The sequence below is a fragment of the Azospirillum sp. UENF 312511 genome (assembly GCF_058780635.1).
The window spans coordinates 477,513-495,543 of the sequence record NZ_JBSNCG010000003.1 but is presented as its reverse complement, the minus strand read 5'-3'; the positions used below and the strand labels follow the sequence as shown (position 1 = coordinate 495,543).

Sequence of the window (18,031 nt, the reverse complement as noted above, 5' to 3'; positions counted from 1 at the left end):
TTGATTAACTACTGAAGAAATCATGGATATACTGGATTTTTATTATGCTGCGCTGCCGGATATGCAGCGATTGGTCAATAAAGGCGGCGCAAGCGGGGGTTGCGGCGGCAAGCAATGTGCCCCGTTTGCTGCCCTTCACATCTTGGCATAGTGAACCGATGGGGGGCGGCAAAGCCGCTTGCCCTGGGTTGGGCTCCCATCCCTCTTCGTCCGAAGGCGCCAAGCCATTTGTTCTGTTCGTTGGAAGGATTGCGGAAATCCTCCCCGGACCGGCGCTATCCGGTGGCGGTCAACTCCCGTACCCGGTCGGGGGTGAAGGGCAGGTTGCGCAGGCGCCGGCCGGTCGCCGCGCGGATGGCGTTGCCGATGGCCGCGGCGGTCGGACCCTGCGCTGCCTCGCCGGTGCCGAGGAAGGGATCGCCGGGCCGCTCGACGATGTGGACGTCGATGCGGTCGGGCACGCTGGCGAAGCGCAGGATGGGGTAGCTGGCCCAATCCACCGAGGTGACTCGGGTGTCGTCGTAGGCGACGCGCTCGAACAGGGTCCAGCTCATCGCCTGGATGATGCCGCCTTCCGTCTGGTTGCGGATGCCGTCCGGGTTGACGATCTCGCCGCTGTCGATGGCGGCGGTGGCGCGGGTCATCCGCACCCGCCCGCTGCCGCGGTCCACCGACAGCTCCACCGCCAGCGCCAGATAGGCGGCGTGGTTCTTGTAGCGGGCGAAGGCGAAGCCATGGCCGAAGCCCGGCGCGGACGCGGTGCCTGTCCAGCCGAAGCGCTCCGCCGCCAGTTCGACCACCCGGCGGGCGCGCGGGTCCTCCAGATGGCGCAGGCGGAACTCCACGGGGTCGGCGCCGGCCAGAAGCGCCAGATCGTCCATCATGCTTTCCAGCGCGAAGACGTTGGCGTAGGCGCCGAGCGACCGCAGCGCCGACACCCGCAGCGGCATGTCGGGCAGGAAGTGCCAGAGGACGCGGGTGTTGGGGATGGCGTAGAGCGGGATGGCGTTGCGGTCGCCGTTGCCGGCGGGGGTGATCTGCATCGCCGCCGGTTCCGCCGGGAAGGGCTCGGCCAGATGGCGCGCGGCCAGCAGGGCGCCGGCCCCGCCGGGGCGGGTGGTGTGGGTGTTGGACCAGACGTCGAAAGTCCAGCGGTCGATGCGCCCGTTCCCGTCCAGCGAGGCTGCCGCCTCGATCATCATGGCCGGACCATAGGGCTCCCCGGCATGCTCCTGCTCGCGCATCCACTGCACCCGCACCGGGCGGCCCGGCAGCTTGCTGGCGATCAGAGCGGCGTCCGCCGCCGCGTCGTCGGCGCCGTTGTGGCCGTAGCAGCCGGAGCCCTCCGTATGGATCACCCGCACCCGCTCCACGGGCAGGCGCAGCATCTCGGCGATGGCCTTGCGGTCGGGATAGACGCCCTGGGTGTGCGACCAGACGGTCAGCCCGTCCTCGCCCATCACCGCCACGCCGCAGGACGGCCCGATTGAGCCGTGGAGCTGATAGGGCCGGGTGAAGCGGGCGCGCAGGCTGCGCGGCCCGTCGGCGATGGTTCCGGCCTGGCCATTCGCGTCCACCGTGCCGACCTCGCGTTCCAGCCCGCGCAGCAGGTCGGGGATCGGGGTATCGCCGGGCAGGGTCGCCGGCTCCTCCCAGCGGGCGGCGGCGGCGAGGGCGCGCATCGCCTTGACCGCCCGGTACTCCTTGTCGGCCACCACGGCGAGGAAGTTGCCGTCGCGCAGCACGGCGACCACCCCCGGCATCGCCTCCACTCTGGCAGCGTCGAGCGCGGTCAGCCGGGCCGCCGGGCTGGGCGGGCGGACGACGCGGGCGTGCAGCATCCCCTCCAGCCGAAGATCCTGCACATAGGCCGCGCCGCCGGTCACCTTGGCCGGAATGTCCACGCGGGGCAGCGGCTTGCCCATCACCGACAGCCGGTCCGGCGCGGTCAGCGGGGCGTCCGCCGGCACCTCCACCGTCAGGTCCAGCGACGTGGCCAGCTCCCCATAGCCGAGCGTCCGCCCGTCCGGCGCCGTCACCCGCTGGTCGGCGAAGCCCAGCGCGTCGGCCGGCGCGCCGAGGCGCCGCGCCGCCTCCTGCGCAAGCAGGGCGCGGGCCTGGGCGGCAGCGGCGCGGATGGCGGTGCCGCTGTTCTGCATGGACTGGCTGCCGGCGGTGTAGCCCTCGTTCGGGGTGCGGGCGGTGTCGGCGGTGACCAGGGTGATGGCGGCGGGCGGGACGCGCAGTTCCTCCGCCGCGACCTGGAGCAGGGCGGTGCGGATGCCCTGGCCGAGTTCGGCTTTGCCGGTGAAGACGGTGATGGCGCCGTCCGCGCCGATTCGGACCCAGGCGTCGAGCCGGCGCGTTTGCGCGAGGCTGCCCGGAGCGGGCTTGGAAGGCCGGGCGCCACCGCCGCCCCCGGTCTGGGCGGGCAGGGGGCGGGCCAGCGACACGGTGACGACCAGGGCGCCACCGCCGGCCAGCAGGCCGCGGCGGGTCAGGGAGAAGGGGCTGTGGTCGCTCATCAGCCGGCCCTCCCGTTCGGAGCGTTGGTTTCCGCGTGGCGCAGGGTGTCGGCGGCGCGGCGGATGGCGCGCAGGATGCGCATATGGGTGCCGCAGCGGCACAGGTTGAACTCCAGCGCGCGGCGGATCGCGGCGTCGTCGGCGTCCGGCTGCTCCTGGAGCAACGCCTGCGCCCGCATCATCATGCCGGGGATGCAATAGCCGCACTGGGCCGCCTGCTCCTCGATGAAGGCGCGCTGCATCGGGCCGGGGGCCTCGGCGGTGCCCAGCCCCTCGACCGTGGTGACGGCGCGCCCCTGCATCAGCAGGATCGGCGTGACGCAGGACAGCACGGCGCGCCCGTCCACCATCACCGTGCAGGCGCCGCATTGGCCCAGCCCGCAGCCGAACTTCGCCCCGTTCAGCCCCAGATCGTCGCGCAGCACGTAGAGCAGCGGCGTGTCCGGGTCCGCCTCCACCCGCTGGGGGGTGCCGTTCACCGTGAGGTCGATCGCCATGATGGGCTTCCTTCCGTCAGTCCGGGCCGTCAGTCCGGGCATGCGTTCAGTCGGCGGCGCCGACGTTGCGGGGTGCCCGTTCGATGCCGTCGGCGGGGCGGACGGCGACGTGATGCGCGCCGCTGCGCGTGTCGGCCACCAGCCGCTCCAGCCCGTCCCACGGCGGCTGCTCGCTGAAGCGCCCGCGCAGGTGGCGCAGCAGGGCCACCATGTCGGCGTCGGACAGGGCGCCGCCGAAGGCCGGCATCACCGCGCTGACGGTGCCGTCGCCGGGCGGCAGGCCGAACAGCGTGACGTTGATAATGTTCTGGGGGGTGGACGCGTTCACCGCGGTGCTGAGCGCGAAGGGCAGTCCGCCGAAGGGAAGCGGCCGCCCGGATTCGTGGCAGGTGGCGCAGGCCGTGCGGTAGATCGCCTCGCCCCGCTCGTCGCCCCCGGCCCTTCCGGAGTCCGCGGCGGGGGGACGGGCCAAGCCGTCCGCGGCGGGCAGGCTGGCGCCCGGCGGCGTCCCGGCGTCGGCGCTCAGGCGCGGAACCAGGGCTTGCAGATCTTCGCCGCGGCGCAGGCGCTCGGCGGTGGGAGTGCCCATGCGGTCGGCGACGTAGGCGGCGATGGCGGCCACGTCGGCGTCGGGCAACCCGGCGAGGTTGCCGGTGACCTCCGCCATCGGTCCGCGCGACACGCCGTGCGCCGGGTGCCAGCCGTGCCGCAGGTAGAAGGCCAGACTGTCCGCCGTCCAGGGGACGGGCGCCGGGGAGTCCTGGTTGATGGGGTAGGCGGTCCAGCCTTCGGCCTCGCCGCCGGCCCAGGCGCGATCCTTCTCCACCGCGCCCAGCGCGTTGCGCGGGCTGTGGCAGGCGCCGCAATGGCCCAGCCCCTCCGCCAGATAGGCGCCGCGGTTCCAGACCTCCGGCTTGGCCGGGTCGGGGGTGAAGGCGCCCTCGCGGAAATAGAGCAGCTTCCACCCGGCCACCGCCATGCGGATGTTCAGCGGAAAAGGCAGGTCGTTGGCCGGCGCCTCCGCCCGCACCGGGGTGCGCGTCATCAGGTAGGCGTAGAGCGCGCGGTTGTCGGCGTCGCTGACCCGCGTGTAGTGGTCGTAGGGGAAGGCGGGGTAGAGATGCCGGCCTTCGCGGTCCACCCCGCGCCGCATGGCGCGGGTGAAGGCCGCCTCGCTCCACCGGCCGATGCCGGTGTCCTCGTCGGGCGTGATGTTGGTGGAATGGATGGTGCCGAAGGGCGTCGGCAGGGCCAGCCCTCCGGCGAAGGACCGTCCGCCCGGCACCGTGTGGCAGGCGATGCAGTTCCCCACCGCCGCCAGCCGCGCCCCTTCCGCCACCAGCTTCGGCGGAAAGCCGTCCGCCGTCGGGCGCGGCTGCGGCGGGATCGCCGCCTCCCACGCCCAGGCCACCGCCCCGGCGCCGAGCGCCAGCAGGACGGCTATCCCGCCGATCAGACCTCGCCTGATCGAGTTGTGCCGCGTCCTGCGTCGCCCCATGCGCGCTCCTCCCACAATGCGAACAGGTGGAGCGGGGGATCGTTCTCGACGCTCACCGCTCCATGACCTCGTCGAGCGTGGCGGCGAGGTCGCCGGGCTCCACCGGCTTGTGCAGCAGGCGGCAGCCGATGGAGCGCGCTTCGCGAAGCCGCTCCGGCGCCGTATCGCCGGTGATGATGATGACCGGCACGTCCCACCGGCGGCGCACCAGCTCCGCCACCGTGCGGCCCGTCTGCCCGCGCGGGAGCCGGTGATCGGCAAGCACGACATGGGGACGGCTGCGCAGCCGGGGCAGGCGGTCGGCCAGTTCCTCCGCCGAGCCGACGGCGGTCACCCGCACGCCCCAGCGCTTCAGCAGCATGGTCATGGCGTGGCGCACCCGCTCGTCGTCCTCCACCAGAAGCACCCGCCGGCCCTTCATCCGTTCGGTCGGTGACGCCGTCGTCGTCGCAGTTGCCGTTGCGCTTGTGGCGACCGCGGCCATGGCGCGGGCGGCAGCGGTCAGGCGGCGGTCGGGGTCGGGGGGGAGGGTGGCGCGCGGTACGGTGACCGTGAAGACGGTGCCCCGGCCGACCTCCGACCGCAGGTCCAGCGCGAGGCCGAGCAGCCGGGCCATGCGGGCCACCAGCGGCAGGCCGAGGCCGAAACCCTTGGCCGCGCTGCGCTCCGGGTTGTCGAGCTGGTGGAACTCCTCGAAGATGGCGGCGCGGGCGTCGGGGGGGATGCCCCGCCCGTCGTCCCACACCTGGAACTCCAGCGCAGCGGGACGCCGCCGGCAGCCCAGAAGGACCCGCCGTCCATCCCCCCCGCCATGGCGGATGGCGTTGGACAGCAGGTGGGTCAGAATCCGTGCCAGCAACCTTGCGTCGGTCCGCACCGCCACGCCGCAGGGATGGACGTGCAGGCTCGTCCCCTCGGTCACCGCGCTCTCCCGGAACTCCTGGGCCAGATGGCGCATCAGCGCGTCGGGACGGAACTCCGTGATCGCGACGTCCACCGCACCGGCCTCCAGCCGGGCGAGGTCCAGAAGGCCGCTCAGCATGCCGCTCAGGCTGTCGATGGACGCCTGGAGCAGATCGGCCGCCTCCCGGGCCGCGGGGTTCGCGTCGACCGCGCCGCGCAGGATGTGGGTGTACAGCGCCGCCGCCTGGATCGGCTGGCGCAGGTCGTGGCTGGCGGCGCTCAGGAAGCGCGCCTTGGCCCGGTCGGCGCGCTCCGCCCTTTCGTAGGCGCGGCGCAGCTCCTCCTCACGGGCGGCGCGGCGGCCCTCGGAACGGTGCAGCCGGTCGTGGAGCCGGCTCATCTCGCGGCGCTGTTCGACCAGCTCGGCGGCCAGACGCGCGCTCTCTTCGACCAGACGGCTGGCGTCGCGCTGGAGACGGTCCGCGGTCCGGAGCCCTTCGGCAAGGTTGCGGTTCAGCACCTCCAGACTGTCACGCAGCGCCTTTCCCTTGGTTGGGCCGCTCCTGTCCGGTTTATCCGAATCCGCATTTTTTGGCATGGACGTCTCCACGATGGCCCCCGCTCGCCGCCGCAAAACAACTTCCGGCTCAATGAATCCACCTGCGTCAGGTCACAACAGCGCAGAACAGGAATTGTTTTCGCGGGCATAACGATTCACGCGCGTGCAGGGTTCCTGATCATCACCTCAAGGGTGTCGATTGCAGAGCAGCGACACGCTGTGCCCAAAAGGGCGGCAGATTGTCGCATATGCGCCGTGTCCCGTTTGTCCGGGAAGCGGAGCGGCCGGCACCAGAACGGTCGCTGCGCTGTTGAGTCCCAAGGCGCCGCTCCGGCGTCGACACGGGCACCATGAAGCAATCAGGTGGAGTTTCAAGACGATACAGGAACCCGGCGACGAGGCAGGACGGCCCTGCGCCGTTGCTTCCGTGCGCTGGCACGGTGATTGCTTCGTAAGCAAACGGATGCGGGTTTCCACCATACGGGATGTTTCTTGACCTTGTTCGTTCGGCGAACAATCTAACGTCCTTGGCGCCTGCGCCGCCCGTGGCTGGTGCATTTGGAGGCAGGTTTGATCAACCCCATGATTACGGCCACCGCCGGTTGGTCCGAGGCGGTGGAGGAGCGGGCGCAGCGCCTGCTCCGTTATCAGGTTGGGACCGAAGGGCCGGACGGTGTCCCGGTGACCGTGCAGACCATGTTCGAGCGTTGCGGCTTCACGCCGATCGCCAGCGCCCGTTTCCTGATGTGCATCCCGCCACTGACCGCGATGCACGAACTCACCAAGACCGTCACGCGCTTCCGCATCGACGGCGAAGCCTGCCCGGACCCAGGGGGCATGGCGAAGGCGGCTCTGTCCTTCGCCGGGCGTGCGGTGGCGGTGCATGAATTGCATCCGGAACGTCGGTTCGTAGCGGGCGTGATCTCCTCCCTCCTGGGGTTGCAGGGACCCAGCCGGCGCTAGCATCCGGCGGGGGCCGGGAAGGTGTCCGATCCATACGGAAACCCAAGGGCCGTGCGGTGTCGCGCGGCCCTTCGCCGTGCCGTGCCGGGGAGAATCCCCCATTCTTTAAAAGTTGTAACCGTCCTTTGGTTGCTCGTTCGGCGAACTCACATTATCAGTGGTCGACTGTATGACCATGGGCTGGTCCCACCAGTGCTTGGCCAATTCCCCGGGCGCGGGCGAAGGAGGGTGCGGCGATGGACAGGAAGCCGGTCGATTACGGGCAGTACAGCATCCTGGTCATCGAAGATCAGCCCTTCGTGCGCCGGACCATCATGCAGATCCTCTCGCAGATCGGCTTTCGCTCGATCGCCGAGGCCGACAACGGGGAGACCGGCATGCGGGAGTGCATCCGCGCCACCCCCGACGTGATCGTCTGCGACATCGACATGAAACCGGTGTCCGGCCTCCAGTTCCTGGCCGAGCTGCGGGCCAGCGCCGAGGTGCGGAACCGCCGCACGCCGGTGGTCTTCCTGACCAACCACACGGAATCGGAAATCGTGAAGAAGGCCATGTCCCTGGGCGTCAACGGCTTCGTCGTGAAGCCGCCGTCCTTCGGCGCTCTGAAGGAGCGGGTTGACCGCCTGCTGGCCGGCAAGTGAGGACGAGAATGGGGGGCGTGGTGCGGCGCGCGGTGCTGTGCGGTCTGGGGCTGCTGCCGCTGGCCGCCTGTTCGGGGGAGCCGGGCGAGTCCGACATGCGCAAGCTGGTGGAAACGCACACCCGGCGGGCGCTGGACGGCCAGGGGCAGGGCGGTTTCCGCGGCTTCGAGGGCTTCCGCAAGCAGGGCTGCGTCGACACCAAATACCGCAACGGCGCCCCGAAGCCGGACGACAAGCAGTATGATTGCTATTACGCGGCGACCTTCGCGCCGCAGCCGGGTGCCGCGGCGATGACGGTCAACGGCAAGGGCCGCTTCACCCGCACCGACAAGGGTCTGACCTTCGAGGATCTGGGAGCCCAGCCGCGCTGATGCAGCAACAGTTCAGCGCTGTCTGGAAAAGGAAACGGCCGGTCATGACCCTGTCATGAACCGGCTGCGTCAGATGGTGGAAGGGGCTGGATTTGAACCAGCGTACGCTTACGCGGGCAGATTTACAGTCTGCTGCCTTTAACCACTCGGCCACCCTTCCGCTGATGCTTGACGCGACCATCGGAGACCTGCCGTTCATCGGGCCTTGCTTGGCCTTCCGTCCGGCGGGTGGCGTTATCTAACGGGTGACGGCGCTCCGGTCAAGCGGCTTTCTTCACCGGCAGCGCATCTTTGTCCGGGCAGCGTCGTTCAGGCCCCCTCGCCGCGGGCCACGCGGGCCAGGGCGCTCAGCGGGTCGCCGTCCTCCGCGCTGAAGCAGGCGCTGAAGTCGTCGCACACCTCGCAGTTCGGGGATTTGCAGAGCATCAGCCCCTCGCGCTCGCAGAGCTGGCGGTAGAAGAACTTCTTCCACTTCATGTCGCCGCTGTTCAGCGCGACCAGCGACGGAAAGTGGCGGCGGAACATGGCGTTCAGCTCCCGCCGGTTGGCGAAGCCCATGTCCTGCCAGAGATGGTTCGGCCCCAGGGCGCGGCGGGCGACGATGGCGGCCAGCCATTCCTCCTCGACCGTTCCGGCGGCGCGGTGGTCGAGCAGGAAGGCCCGCAGGTCCTCCTCCTCGATGGCGTCCTCGCCGCTGCCGTCGGGCAGGGTGGGGAGAAGGTGAGCGAAGCCCGCCGCGTGCCGCCGGATCAGTTCGGCCAGCGCCTCACGCGCCAGCCCCAGGGAGGCGGTGACGCCGCCGGGATGCTGCGCGGCCAGCCCGACGATGCGGCTGAACAGCAGCCGGTCGAGGGCCGGGCCATCCGGAACGCCGTCCAGGGCATCGGCGGGCGGGTGGAGCGAGAAGACCGCGGGGTCGGCGATGTCGGCAATCATGGTCGGCGAACTCCCGCATCGGGGGGTTGTTCGGTCATGACCATGATGGTGGATCAAATTCCCGCAACTGCGAAGTGGTTTTTTGCGGGTGCGTTGTCGAGGCCTGCCCGGCATCCGCCTCAGCCGTTCAGGACCTCGGCCGTGAAGCGCTCGAAGAAGCCGTCGATGACGCGGTCGGCCTTGGCCTTGACCAGCTTGACCGCCAGCCGGCCGACGGCTCCGCCCAGCGCCGCCGCGAGGGTGAAGGACAGGTCGGTGTGGCCATCCACCTCCTCCAGCGTGATGCGGGCCTCGCCCTTGACCGCCCCGGCGAGGCCGCCCTTGCCCTCGGCGTAGAGGATGTAGAAGCGTGGCGCGTCCTCGGGCGCCACCCGGACGTTGCCGGCAAAGCGCGCGTTCAGCGGCCCGACCGTGGCGCGCACGCGCGCGGTGTATTCGGTGGGCGACAGGCGGTCCATCTCCTCCAGCACCGGGATGCAGCGTTGCAGCACGGCGGGATCGCAGAGCGCGGTGAAGACCCGCTCGCGCGCCGCCGGAATCCGGTACTGGCCGTTCAGTTCCATGAATCACCTGTTGTTGGTCGGGAACGCCAAGCGATTTGGTGTATGGATGACCCGCTTCCAAGACGCGCAATCGAGCACGGAGGGCGACAAACATGCGGCAGGCCGTCACGACGCTGACCACCCGGACCCGCGGCCAGGGCCTGTCCGAGGTGACGGAGCCGGTGGCCCGTTGGGTCGCCGCCCAGGGCATGGAGAGCGGTCTGCTGACCGTCTTCTGCCGGCACACCTCGGCCTCTCTGGTCATTCAGGAGAACGCCGACCCGGACGTGCGCAGCGACCTGGAGCGCTTCTTCAAGCGGCTGGTCCCGGAAGACCCGGCGCTCTACGATCACACGCTGGAGGGGCCGGACGACATGCCCGCCCACATCCGCAGCGCGCTGACCACGGTGCAGCTGTCCATCCCCGTGCTGGAGGGGCGGATGGCGCTGGGCACTTGGCAGGGCATCTACCTGTTCGAGCACCGCATCCGGCCCCACGACCGGACCCTGGCGCTGCATCTGCTGGGCGAATGAGGGCCAGGCGCCCGCGCGTCTACCCCAGCCAACCCGCGACATGGGGTTCGAGCCACCAGAAAAGGGCGACGGCGGCGACCAGCCAGATCCCGACCATCAGCGCGGCGGCGGCGTAGCTGACCGGCCGGGCGGCCAGCCGGGCGGCGGTGGCGCGGTGCTCCTCCAGAACCTCCGCCGGGATCAGGCGGATGACCAGCAGGATGCCGAGTGGCACGATCAGCAGGTCGTCCAGATAGCCCAGGACCGGCACGAAATCGGGGATCAGGTCGATGGGGCTGAGCGCGTAGGCCGCCACCGCGGCGGCGGCCACACGGGCGTACCACGGCGTCCGCGGGTCACGCGCCGCCAGATAGAGCGCGATCACGTCGCGCTTGATCCGCCGCGCCCAGCCCTTCGCCGCCGCCAGCATCGCGAGCCGTCAGCCCGCCGCCGGGACGGGAGCGGCGGACTGGCGCAGCCGTTCCAGCAGGGTCTTGGTGGCGAAGCCGTCCGGCACGGCGCCGATCGACTGCTGGAAGCGGCGCACGGCGTTGCGGGTGTTGGCGCCGACGATGCCGTCCGCCGTCCCCGGCTCCATGCCCAGCGAGGCCAGCCGCTCCTGAAGCTCGATCCGCTCGTCGCGGCTCAGCGCCGGCTCGTGGCGCGGCCAGCTTCCCTGCACGCCGGAACGGCCGGCGAGGCGGTCGGACAGCAGCGCCACCGCCAGCGCGTAGCTGGTGGAGGGGTTGTACTTCATGATCGCCCGGAAGTTCTCCCGGACCAGGAAGGCCGGTCCCTGCGCGCCGGCGAGCATCAGGACGGCGGCCCGCTCCTCCTCGCCGCCGCTCAGCTCGCCGCCGGTGACCGGGCGGACGCCGAGGCGGCGCCATTCGGAGACCGGTTTGGTGATGTTGTATTCGGCCTGCTCGTAGGGGAAGCCGGCGGGCAGGGTGACCTCCTCGCCCCAGCGCTCCCCGGTGCGCCAGCCGTTGGCCTGCACGAACTTGGCGGTGGAGGCGAAGACGTCGGGCAGGCTGCCCCAGATGTCGCGCCGCCCGTCGCCGTCCTCGTCGGTGGCGTGCTTCAGGAAGATGGTCGGCATGAACTGGGTCTGGCCCATGGCGCCGGCCCAGGAACCGCTCATCTTCTCCGGCGGTATGTCGCCGCTGTCGAGGATGCGCAGGGCGGCAAGCAGCTCCGTCCGGAAGTAGCTGGCGCGGCGGCCCTCATAGGCCAGCGTGGTCAGAGCGTCGACGACGGAGAAGCCGCCGGTGAAATTGCCGAAGTCGGTCTCGACGCCCCAAAAGGCCACCAGGATCTCCGCCGGCACGCCGGAGCGCTGGCTGATGCGGCGCAGCAGCGCGCCGTTGTCCTGGATGCGCTGGCGCCCGGCCTGGATGCGGCGGTCGTTGACCGCGCTGTCCAGATACTGCCAGGGCTGGCGGTTGAACTCCGGCTGGGAGGAATCCAGCTCGACCACCCGGTCCGACAGCTTCACGTTGGCGAAGGCGCGGTCGAAGGTCTGGGCGCGGATGCCCTGGCCGAGCGCCTCGGCGCGCAGGGCCTTCAGCCAGTCGGCGAAGCTGACGGCGGGCTGGGCCGGGGCCACGCTGGCCGGTGCGGCGGCCGTCGCCTTCGCGGTTCCGGACGTGGTGGTGGCCGATACGGGCGGGGCGCCCGTCGTCTGGCAGCCGGCCAGGATCGTGGTGGCGAGCAGGAGGCGGACGGGAAGGGACAGCAGGGGGCGCATGCGCTCTCGTGACCATCAGGGAAAAGCTGTGCCGGAGCCTAGGACGGACGGCCCTTTCACTCAACGGACAAGTTCAGGGGGCGCGGCCCGAATAACCGCTCAAGCAGCCTGGGCTTGACCATGAACAAAACTTGAACAAACGGGCTGAAATCCCCATATCCAGGGCATTCCGAAACCAGAGACGAGACGTTCGCGGCCCGCCCCCCGGCGCGCCGCCGAGAGGGTTCGCCATGCCGTATTTTCCGACCATCGAACTCACCCCGCAGGTGTCCCTGCTGCTGGCGCGGGGGGCTCTGCGCCTGAATCCCGGCCAATGGGTGCGGGGTCCGAAGGGGCATGGCCGCTACCTGCGCACCGACCCGCGCAGCGGCACCACCTATGTGAGCTGGCTGCGCCCCGGCGACGACTGGGAAACCGCGTCGCAGCGCTTCAGCCGGGCCTGCCGGAAGGGATTCATCGGGCGCTACCGTGGCGGCTACGAGGCGGAGAAGGCGCGTCGGGAGATGGCCCGGCTGATCGCGGACGCGGACCAATCGGGTGGCGCCGCACGGCGGGACGAGCGGCAGCCGACGCTGTTCTAAGGCGGGAACGCACGCGTCCAGGGAGAGCAGAGGCTTGGCCGAAGGGACCATCAACGCCATCCGCATCGGCTGCGCCGGCTGGAGCATCCCGAAGCTCTCCGCCCCGGCCTTCCCGGCGGAGGGCACGCATCTGGAGCGCTACGCCCGCGTCTTCCCGATGACCGAGGTCAACAGCCGCTTTTACCGCCCGCACAAGCCGGAGACCTGGGAGCGCTGGGCGGCCTCGGCGCCGCCGGACTTCCGCTTCGCGGTCAAGCTGCCGCGCGCCATCACGCACGAGCAGCGGCTCAAGAACTGCGCCGCCCAGCTGGAGCATTACCTGCACGAGGTCGGGCATCTCGGCGACCGGCTGGGGCCGCTGCTGGTGCAGTTGCCGCCGACGCTGCGCTTCGAGCCGGCGGTGGCCGGCCCCTTCTTCGCGGCCCTGCGCGAGCGGTTCGCCGGCCTCGTCGTCTGCGAGCCGCGGCATCCGAGCTGGTTCGCGGTGGAGCCGGACCGCCTGCTGATCGACCACGCCGTGGCCCGCGCCGCCGCCGACCCGGCCCCGGTGCCCGCCGCGGCGGAGCCGGCGGGCTGGGACGGTTTCCGTTACTGGCGCCTCCACGGCTCGCCGGTGATGTACCGCAGCGCCTACCCGCTGGACGTGCTGGACCGGCTGGCCCGGCGCTTCCGCGAGGAGGCGCGGGAGCGGCCGGTCTGGTGCGTCTTCGACAACACGGCGGACTTCCACGCGGTCGACGACGCGCTGACGCTGATGAGCCGTTTGGGTGCCTCCACAGGTCAGAGAGACAAGCCCGGCGCCTGACCGCTATCGTTGCGCGAACGCAAGCGCAGCCGGGACGGTCGGGCATGGACGTCATTCTTCTGGTGCTGATCGGGGCCATCGTCGCCCACCGGTTCAACCGCCGGCTGACGGCGCAGGAGCGCGAGATCGCCCGGCTGCGGCAGGCGCTGGAGCGGGTGCAGGGGCCGGCGGCGGTCGACGCCGCGCCGGTCGAGGCTCCCGTCGCGGACACCGCCGTCATGGTGGAGGCTCCGCCGGAGCTGCCGATTCAACCGCCGCCGATCCAGCCGCCACCGGAGCCCTCGCCACCCCCGCTGTCCGTGTGGAGCCGGCTGGAGGACGCTCTGGCCGGGCGCTGGCTGATCTGGCTGGGCGGGGCCACGGTCGCGCTGGCGGCGGCCTTCTTCATCAAGATGTCGATCGAGCAGGGCTGGCTCGGCCCCGGCGTGCGCGTCACGCTCGGCCTGCTCTCCGCCGCGGCGCTGATGGTCGGCGGTGAATGGCTGCGGCAGCGCGGCGGAGGAGCGGAGGCGGGAGGGCGCGATCCGGTGCCGCCGGCCCTGACCGCGGCCGGGCTGTTCACCGGCTTCGCCAGCGTCTATGGCGGATATGTGCTCTACGACCTGTTCGCCCCGCCGCTGGCCTTCGCGCTGCTCGGCGGGCTGGCGGCGCTGGGCATGGCGCTGTCGCTGCTCCAGGGACCCTACATCGCGGCGCTGGGGCTGCTCGGCGGCTTCGCGACGCCGCTGCTGGTCTCGTCCATCGGCGGATCGGCCTGGGGGCTGTTCGCCTATCTGCTGGCTCTGTCGGGCGCCGGCATGACGGTGGTGCTGTGGCGCGGCTGGCGCTGGCTGGGGCTGGGCACGCTGGTCGGGGCGGCGGGCTGGGTGCCGGTCTGGTACGTCGGCGGCTGGAACCCCGGCGACGCCCTGCCGGTCGGGATCTACCTGCTGCTGACCGCCGGGCTGTTCCTGATGCCCGCCCTGCTGGCCGGGTCGGTCGAGGCGATGCCGCGCACCACCCTGTTCGACATGCTGCGCTGGAGGGGACGCCCGCGCGCCGACCGTCTGGCCGTCGCGGCGGTGGCGGTGCTGGGCCTGCTGATGGCGATGCTCGTCACCGTGGATGGGCACCGCGACGGATCGCTGGTGATGCTCGCCCTGTTCGGGCTGCTCTGTGTCGCGGCGGGGCGGCGGATCGAGCGGATCGCCGGCGTCGCCTGGATCGGCGCGCTGGCGGTTCTGCTCGCCTTCGCCGGCTGGACGGTGCCGCGCTGGCCGCTGCCGCCGCCCGCCGTCACCGCCGACGGGCACCCCATCGTGCCATCGCCCGGTTCGGAGTTGCCGTTCCAGTCCGGGCGGTTCCTCTGGGCGGTGGGCGGCTTCGCCCTGCTCTACGGGGTGTGCGGCTTCATCGCCCTGTGGCGGTCGTCGCGGGCGGCGCTGTGGTCGTCGCTGGCGGCCTGGATGCCGGTGGTGCTTCTGGCGCTCGCCTATTGGCGGCTGGACCCGCCGCAGGCCGACACGCTGTGGCCGGTGGCAAGCCTGGCGCTGGCGGCGCTGTTGGTCGCCGGAACCGGCCCGCTGGCCCGCCACCGCCACCAGCCGGGTGTCAGTCTGGGGCTGGCCGCCTTCGCCGCCGGGGCGGTTGGGGCGCTCAGCCTCGGCGCCGTCATGTTGCTGCGCGAGGCGTGGCTGACCGTGGCGCTGGCCGCCCAGGTGCCGGTGCTGGCGTGGCTGGAGCGGCGGATGGGCCTGCGCTCTCTGCGCGCGGTGATCCTGCTGGTGGCGGGCGCCGTCCTGGTCCGGCTGGCACTGAATCCGTCCGTGCTGGAGTATGGGGAGGACGGGCTCGGCTGGATCGTCTACGGTTACGGCCTGCCGGCGGCGGGCTTCTTCCTGGCCGCCCATTGGCTGCGCTCCGCGCCGGACGGCAAGGGCGACGACGGGGTGGTCGCGCTGCTGGAGGCTGGCGGGTTGGCCTTCGTCACGCTGCTGCTGTCGCTCGGCATCCAGGCGCTGACCCGCGGCACGCTGGACGAGCCGCCCGACACGCTGCGCGAGGTGGCGCTGCACACGCTGGTCTGGCTGGCGCTGGCCCTGCTGCTGGCAACGGGGCGGCGTTGGCGGACGCGGCCGGTGGCGGTGTGGGGGCGGCGCATTCTGGCCGGGCTGGCGGCGGTCCAGGCGGCGGCGCTGCATCTCGTCGCCCTGAACCCGCTGTGGAGCGACGAGGCGGTGGGCGCGTGGCCGGTGGCGAACACGCTGCTGCTCGCCTATGGGCTTCCGGCCCTGCTTGGGCTGCTGTTCCTATGGGTGGAGCCGCTGCCGGCCCGCCTGCGCCCGTGGGTCGCGCTGCTGCCTCTGGTTCTGCTCGGCACGAATTTGGCGCTGGAGATCCGCCACGCCTTCCAGGGGCCGGTGCTCTCCGGCCCGGACCTGCCGGACGCCGAATGGTACGGCTATTCCGCCGGCTTCCTGGTGGCGGCGGTGCTGATGCTGGTGGCCGCCCTGCGGTACCGGCTGGGCTGGCTGCGCCACGCCGCGATGGCGCTGATCCTGGCGGTGGTCGCCAAGGTCTTCCTCAGCGACATGGCCGAGCTGGGCGGGCTCTACCGCGTCGCCTCCTTCCTCGGTCTGGGGCTGAGCCTGATCGGCGTCGGCTATCTCTACCGCCGGCTCCAGGGCACTGCGCCGCAGGGAGGGCAAACAGTCGCCTGAGCGAACGGTCGGGTTGACAGGCGGCCCCTCTCGCGCTCCGATGGTGGAAACGAACACAGAAAAGCCAGGGAGGCCCGCAACCATGACCAACCCCATCGCCCATCCCATCCTGCCCAACGGTGACAGCGGCTTCACGGTGGAGGCCGCGTCGATGAAGTTCGGCCGCGGCATGCTGGCGGAGGCGGGGAACGATGCCAAGGCCATGGGCATGCGCCGGGTGGCCCTGTTCACCGATCCCCATGTGGCCGGGATCGCGCCCTTCGCGGCGGCGCTGGACTCGCTGAAGGCGACCGGGCTGGACGTCGCCGTCTACGACCGCTGCGCGGTGGAGCCGACCAGCGCGTCCTTCCTGGAGGCGGCGGACTTCGCCCGTGACGGCCGGTTCGACGGCTATGTCTCGGTCGGCGGCGGGTCGGTGATCGACACGGCCAAGGCGGCCAACCTCTACGCCACCCACCCGGCGGACTTCCTCGCCTACGTCAACAAGCCGCTGGGCGAGGGGCGTCCGGTGCCCGGCCCGGTGAAGCCTCACATCGCTTGCCCGACGACCTGCGGCACCGGCAGCGAGACGACCGGCGTCGCCATTTTCGACCATGTGGAGATGCGGGTGAAGACCGGCATCTCCTCCCGCTACCTGCGTCCCAATCTGGCGCTGGTCGACCCGGCCACCATCGACAGCCTGCCGCCCGGCGTCATCGCCTCCACCGGCTTCGACGTGCTGACCCACGCCATCGAGAGCCACACCGCGCGCTCCTACCGCTCCCGCCCGAAGCCCGACGCGGCCAACCCGCGTCCGCCCTACCAAGGCGCCAACCCCTGGTCGGACATCGGCAGCCTTCAGGCGATCCGGCTCGGCGGGCAGTATCTGGAGCGCGCCGTCAACGATCCGGCGGACGAGGAGGCGCGCGACGCCCTGATGTTCGCGGCGACGCTGGCCGGTCTGGCCTTCGGGAACGCGGGCGTGCACATCCCGCACGCCATGTCCTATTCCGTCGCCGGGATGAACCACCGCTTCACGGCGCGCGGCTACGAGAAGGCCAACCCGATGGTGCCGCACGGCATCTCGGTGGTGCTGAACGCGCCGGCCGCCTTCCGCTTCACCGGCTCCGCCGAGCCCGAGCGCCATCTCCGCGCCGCCGAGGCGCTGGGGGCGGAGGTCCGCGACGTGTCGCCCGCGGATGGCGGTGCCGTTCTGGCCGCCCGGCTGATCGCCATGATGCGCGCCACCCATTTGCCCAACGGCCTGTCGGCGCTCGGCTACGGCGCGGCGGACATCCCGGATCTGGTGCGCGGCGCGATGGCGCAGCAACGGCTGCTGACCATCGCGCCCCGTCCGGTGACGGAGGAGGACCTGCGCGGGCTCTACGCCGACGCCATGACCTACTGGTGAGCGCACCAGCGGGCGGCCCCTTCCTGTGGGAAGAGGCCGCCCGTACCGGTGTTACGGACGGTTCGGATAGAGGCCGACGGTGGCGATGCAGACGGTCTGCCCGATGGCCGGGGACTGGGTGGAGACCTTCTGGGTGGCGCCGGCCGAGGCGGGCGCGACCGCCACGGTGCCGCCGGTGATGCCGGTGTTGGGAACCGTGATGGAGCCGCTGGCCGTGCCGGCGACCTTGGCGCCCGTGCCCGGGCCGCTGGTGTTGTACGGTCCCTTCAGGGTGACGCCGGCGCCGCCGTCGTCGAGCGAGGTCTCACCGAGGTAGACGGTGCCCGAGGTCGGGGCCGACACCGGGGTGCCGCCGTTGGTGACGGGAAGGCTGACATCGCCGGTGAAGGGAACGGTGGTCGAGCCGCCCGAACCGCCGCCGGTGCCGGTGAAGGTGGCGGTGTGGGTGTGCGGCTGCAGCGGCACCTGGGCCGCCGACAGCAGAAGCTCCTGCTGGCCGACCTTGGCGCCGATGGCGATGTTCGCCAGCCCGGGGCCGGTGCCGGACCCGATGGCGGCGCGGCCGCGCAGGTCGGGGATGCCGAAGAGATCCGCGTTGTTGCCGCCGTAGCGGTAACCGATCAGGGCGAACAACGCTTGGTTCTCGCGGACCGCCAGCGTGCGGCCGTCGGCCACCACATAGCCCTGCGGGCACCAGTCGAACGAGTAGGTGCAGATGGTGCCGATGTAGGGCTCCACGTTGCAGGCGGCGGCGGGGGTGCTGAACAGGGCCAGGCCGCCGGTCATCGCAAAGGCGGCGGAGAGGAGAATCTTGCGCATGGTGGGTCCTCGGCGTTGGAAGGGTTCGGATTCCGGGTCC

Annotated in this window: 16 protein-coding genes, 1 tRNA gene and 1 pseudogene; 8 read left to right on the top strand and 10 right to left on the bottom strand. The window is 71.3% G+C overall.

Translation table 11 applies throughout. From position 1 onward, the window contains the following. Positions 1-275: 275 nt before the first annotated feature. From ACWPN7_RS13710 to ACWPN7_RS13695, 4 genes are read right to left on the bottom strand one after another with little or no spacing between them, the layout of a single operon-like run. Positions 276-2,525 carry a xanthine dehydrogenase family protein molybdopterin-binding subunit gene (locus ACWPN7_RS13710; RefSeq protein WP_492273322.1) on the bottom strand — a complete coding sequence of 750 codons (2,250 nt, stop codon included), beginning with the start codon at positions 2,523-2,525 and terminating at the stop codon, positions 276-278. After that, positions 2,525-3,022, bottom strand: a complete 498-nt coding sequence (locus ACWPN7_RS13705; protein ID WP_038528813.1) for a (2Fe-2S)-binding protein — start codon at positions 3,020-3,022, stop codon at positions 2,525-2,527. Before ACWPN7_RS13705 ends, ACWPN7_RS13710 begins: the two co-directional genes overlap by 1 nt. A 46-nt stretch (positions 3,023-3,068) precedes the next feature. Next, positions 3,069-4,520, bottom strand: coding sequence for a c-type cytochrome (locus ACWPN7_RS13700; protein ID WP_459197988.1), 1,452 nt, complete (start codon positions 4,518-4,520; stop codon positions 3,069-3,071). Between the two features lie 52 nt (positions 4,521-4,572). Then, positions 4,573-5,943 carry an ATP-binding response regulator gene (locus ACWPN7_RS13695; RefSeq protein WP_051657897.1) on the bottom strand — a complete coding sequence of 457 codons (1,371 nt, stop codon included), beginning with the start codon at positions 5,941-5,943 and terminating at the stop codon, positions 4,573-4,575. Positions 5,944-6,564: 621 nt separating this feature from the next. Here ACWPN7_RS13695 and ACWPN7_RS13690 point away from each other — a divergent pair. From ACWPN7_RS13690 to ACWPN7_RS13680, 3 genes are all read left to right on the top strand, one after another. Continuing rightward, entirely contained in the window at positions 6,565-6,945 is a 381-nt protein-coding gene (locus tag ACWPN7_RS13690) for a hypothetical protein (protein ID WP_459197987.1), read from the top strand. Positions 6,946-7,181: 236 nt separating this feature from the next. After that, positions 7,182-7,586, top strand: a complete 405-nt coding sequence (locus tag ACWPN7_RS13685; RefSeq protein ID WP_014239878.1) for a response regulator — start codon at positions 7,182-7,184, stop codon at positions 7,584-7,586. 8 nt (positions 7,587-7,594) lie between these two features. Then, complete coding sequence (locus ACWPN7_RS13680; protein WP_459197986.1) at positions 7,595-7,957, top strand: hypothetical protein; 363 nt, start codon at positions 7,595-7,597, stop codon at positions 7,955-7,957. 74 nt (positions 7,958-8,031) lie between these two features. Here ACWPN7_RS13680 and ACWPN7_RS13675 read toward each other — a convergent pair. The 3 genes from ACWPN7_RS13675 to ACWPN7_RS13665 form a co-directional block, all read right to left on the bottom strand. Continuing rightward, a tRNA-Tyr gene (locus ACWPN7_RS13675) sits at positions 8,032-8,117 on the bottom strand. Between the two features lie 149 nt (positions 8,118-8,266). Further along, complete coding sequence (locus ACWPN7_RS13670; RefSeq protein ID WP_349621400.1) at positions 8,267-8,893, bottom strand: nitrogen fixation protein NifQ; 627 nt, start codon at positions 8,891-8,893, stop codon at positions 8,267-8,269. A 119-nt stretch (positions 8,894-9,012) separates the two neighbouring features. Beyond that, positions 9,013-9,456, bottom strand: a complete 444-nt coding sequence (locus ACWPN7_RS13665) for an SRPBCC family protein (RefSeq protein ID WP_038528798.1) — start codon at positions 9,454-9,456, stop codon at positions 9,013-9,015. A 92-nt stretch (positions 9,457-9,548) separates the two neighbouring features. On the opposite strand from ACWPN7_RS13665, the gene ACWPN7_RS13660 reads away from it, so the two are divergent. Further along, positions 9,549-9,968 (top strand): secondary thiamine-phosphate synthase enzyme YjbQ, encoded by a 420-nt coding sequence (locus ACWPN7_RS13660; RefSeq protein ID WP_201044568.1) that lies wholly within the window; start codon positions 9,549-9,551, stop codon positions 9,966-9,968. A 19-nt stretch (positions 9,969-9,987) separates the two neighbouring features. On the opposite strand, the pseudogene ACWPN7_RS13655 reads toward ACWPN7_RS13660, so the two are convergent. Both ACWPN7_RS13655 and ACWPN7_RS13650 read right to left on the bottom strand, forming a co-directional pair. Then, a pseudogene (locus ACWPN7_RS13655) lies at positions 9,988-10,371 on the bottom strand (YkvA family protein); the annotation flags it as partial. Positions 10,372-10,386: 15 nt separating this feature from the next. Continuing rightward, on the bottom strand, positions 10,387-11,697 hold the full coding sequence (locus tag ACWPN7_RS13650) for a lytic murein transglycosylase (protein ID WP_201044567.1): 1,311 nt from the start codon (positions 11,695-11,697) through the stop codon (positions 10,387-10,389). Positions 11,698-11,927: 230 nt separating this feature from the next. Between ACWPN7_RS13650 and ACWPN7_RS13645 the strand changes: the two genes are divergently transcribed. From ACWPN7_RS13645 to ACWPN7_RS13630, 4 genes are all read left to right on the top strand, one after another. After that, positions 11,928-12,278 (top strand): hypothetical protein, encoded by a 351-nt coding sequence (locus tag ACWPN7_RS13645; RefSeq protein WP_038528786.1) that lies wholly within the window; start codon positions 11,928-11,930, stop codon positions 12,276-12,278. Between the two features lie 34 nt (positions 12,279-12,312). Continuing rightward, positions 12,313-13,083, top strand: a complete 771-nt coding sequence (locus ACWPN7_RS13640; protein WP_459197985.1) for a DUF72 domain-containing protein — start codon at positions 12,313-12,315, stop codon at positions 13,081-13,083. 44 nt (positions 13,084-13,127) lie between these two features. Then, a complete protein-coding gene (locus tag ACWPN7_RS13635) occupies positions 13,128-15,782 on the top strand; it encodes a DUF2339 domain-containing protein (protein ID WP_459197984.1) in 2,655 nt (884 codons plus the stop codon). A gap of 82 nt (positions 15,783-15,864) precedes the next feature. Next, positions 15,865-17,172: a hydroxyacid-oxoacid transhydrogenase gene (locus ACWPN7_RS13630; RefSeq protein WP_103041687.1), complete on the top strand. Its 1,308-nt coding sequence runs from the start codon at positions 15,865-15,867 to the stop codon at positions 17,170-17,172. Between the two features lie 51 nt (positions 17,173-17,223). On the opposite strand, the gene ACWPN7_RS13625 is transcribed toward ACWPN7_RS13630, so the two are convergent. After that, positions 17,224-17,991 (bottom strand): phage tail protein, encoded by a 768-nt coding sequence (locus ACWPN7_RS13625; RefSeq protein WP_051657896.1) that lies wholly within the window; start codon positions 17,989-17,991, stop codon positions 17,224-17,226. Between the last annotated feature and the right edge of the window lie 40 nt (positions 17,992-18,031).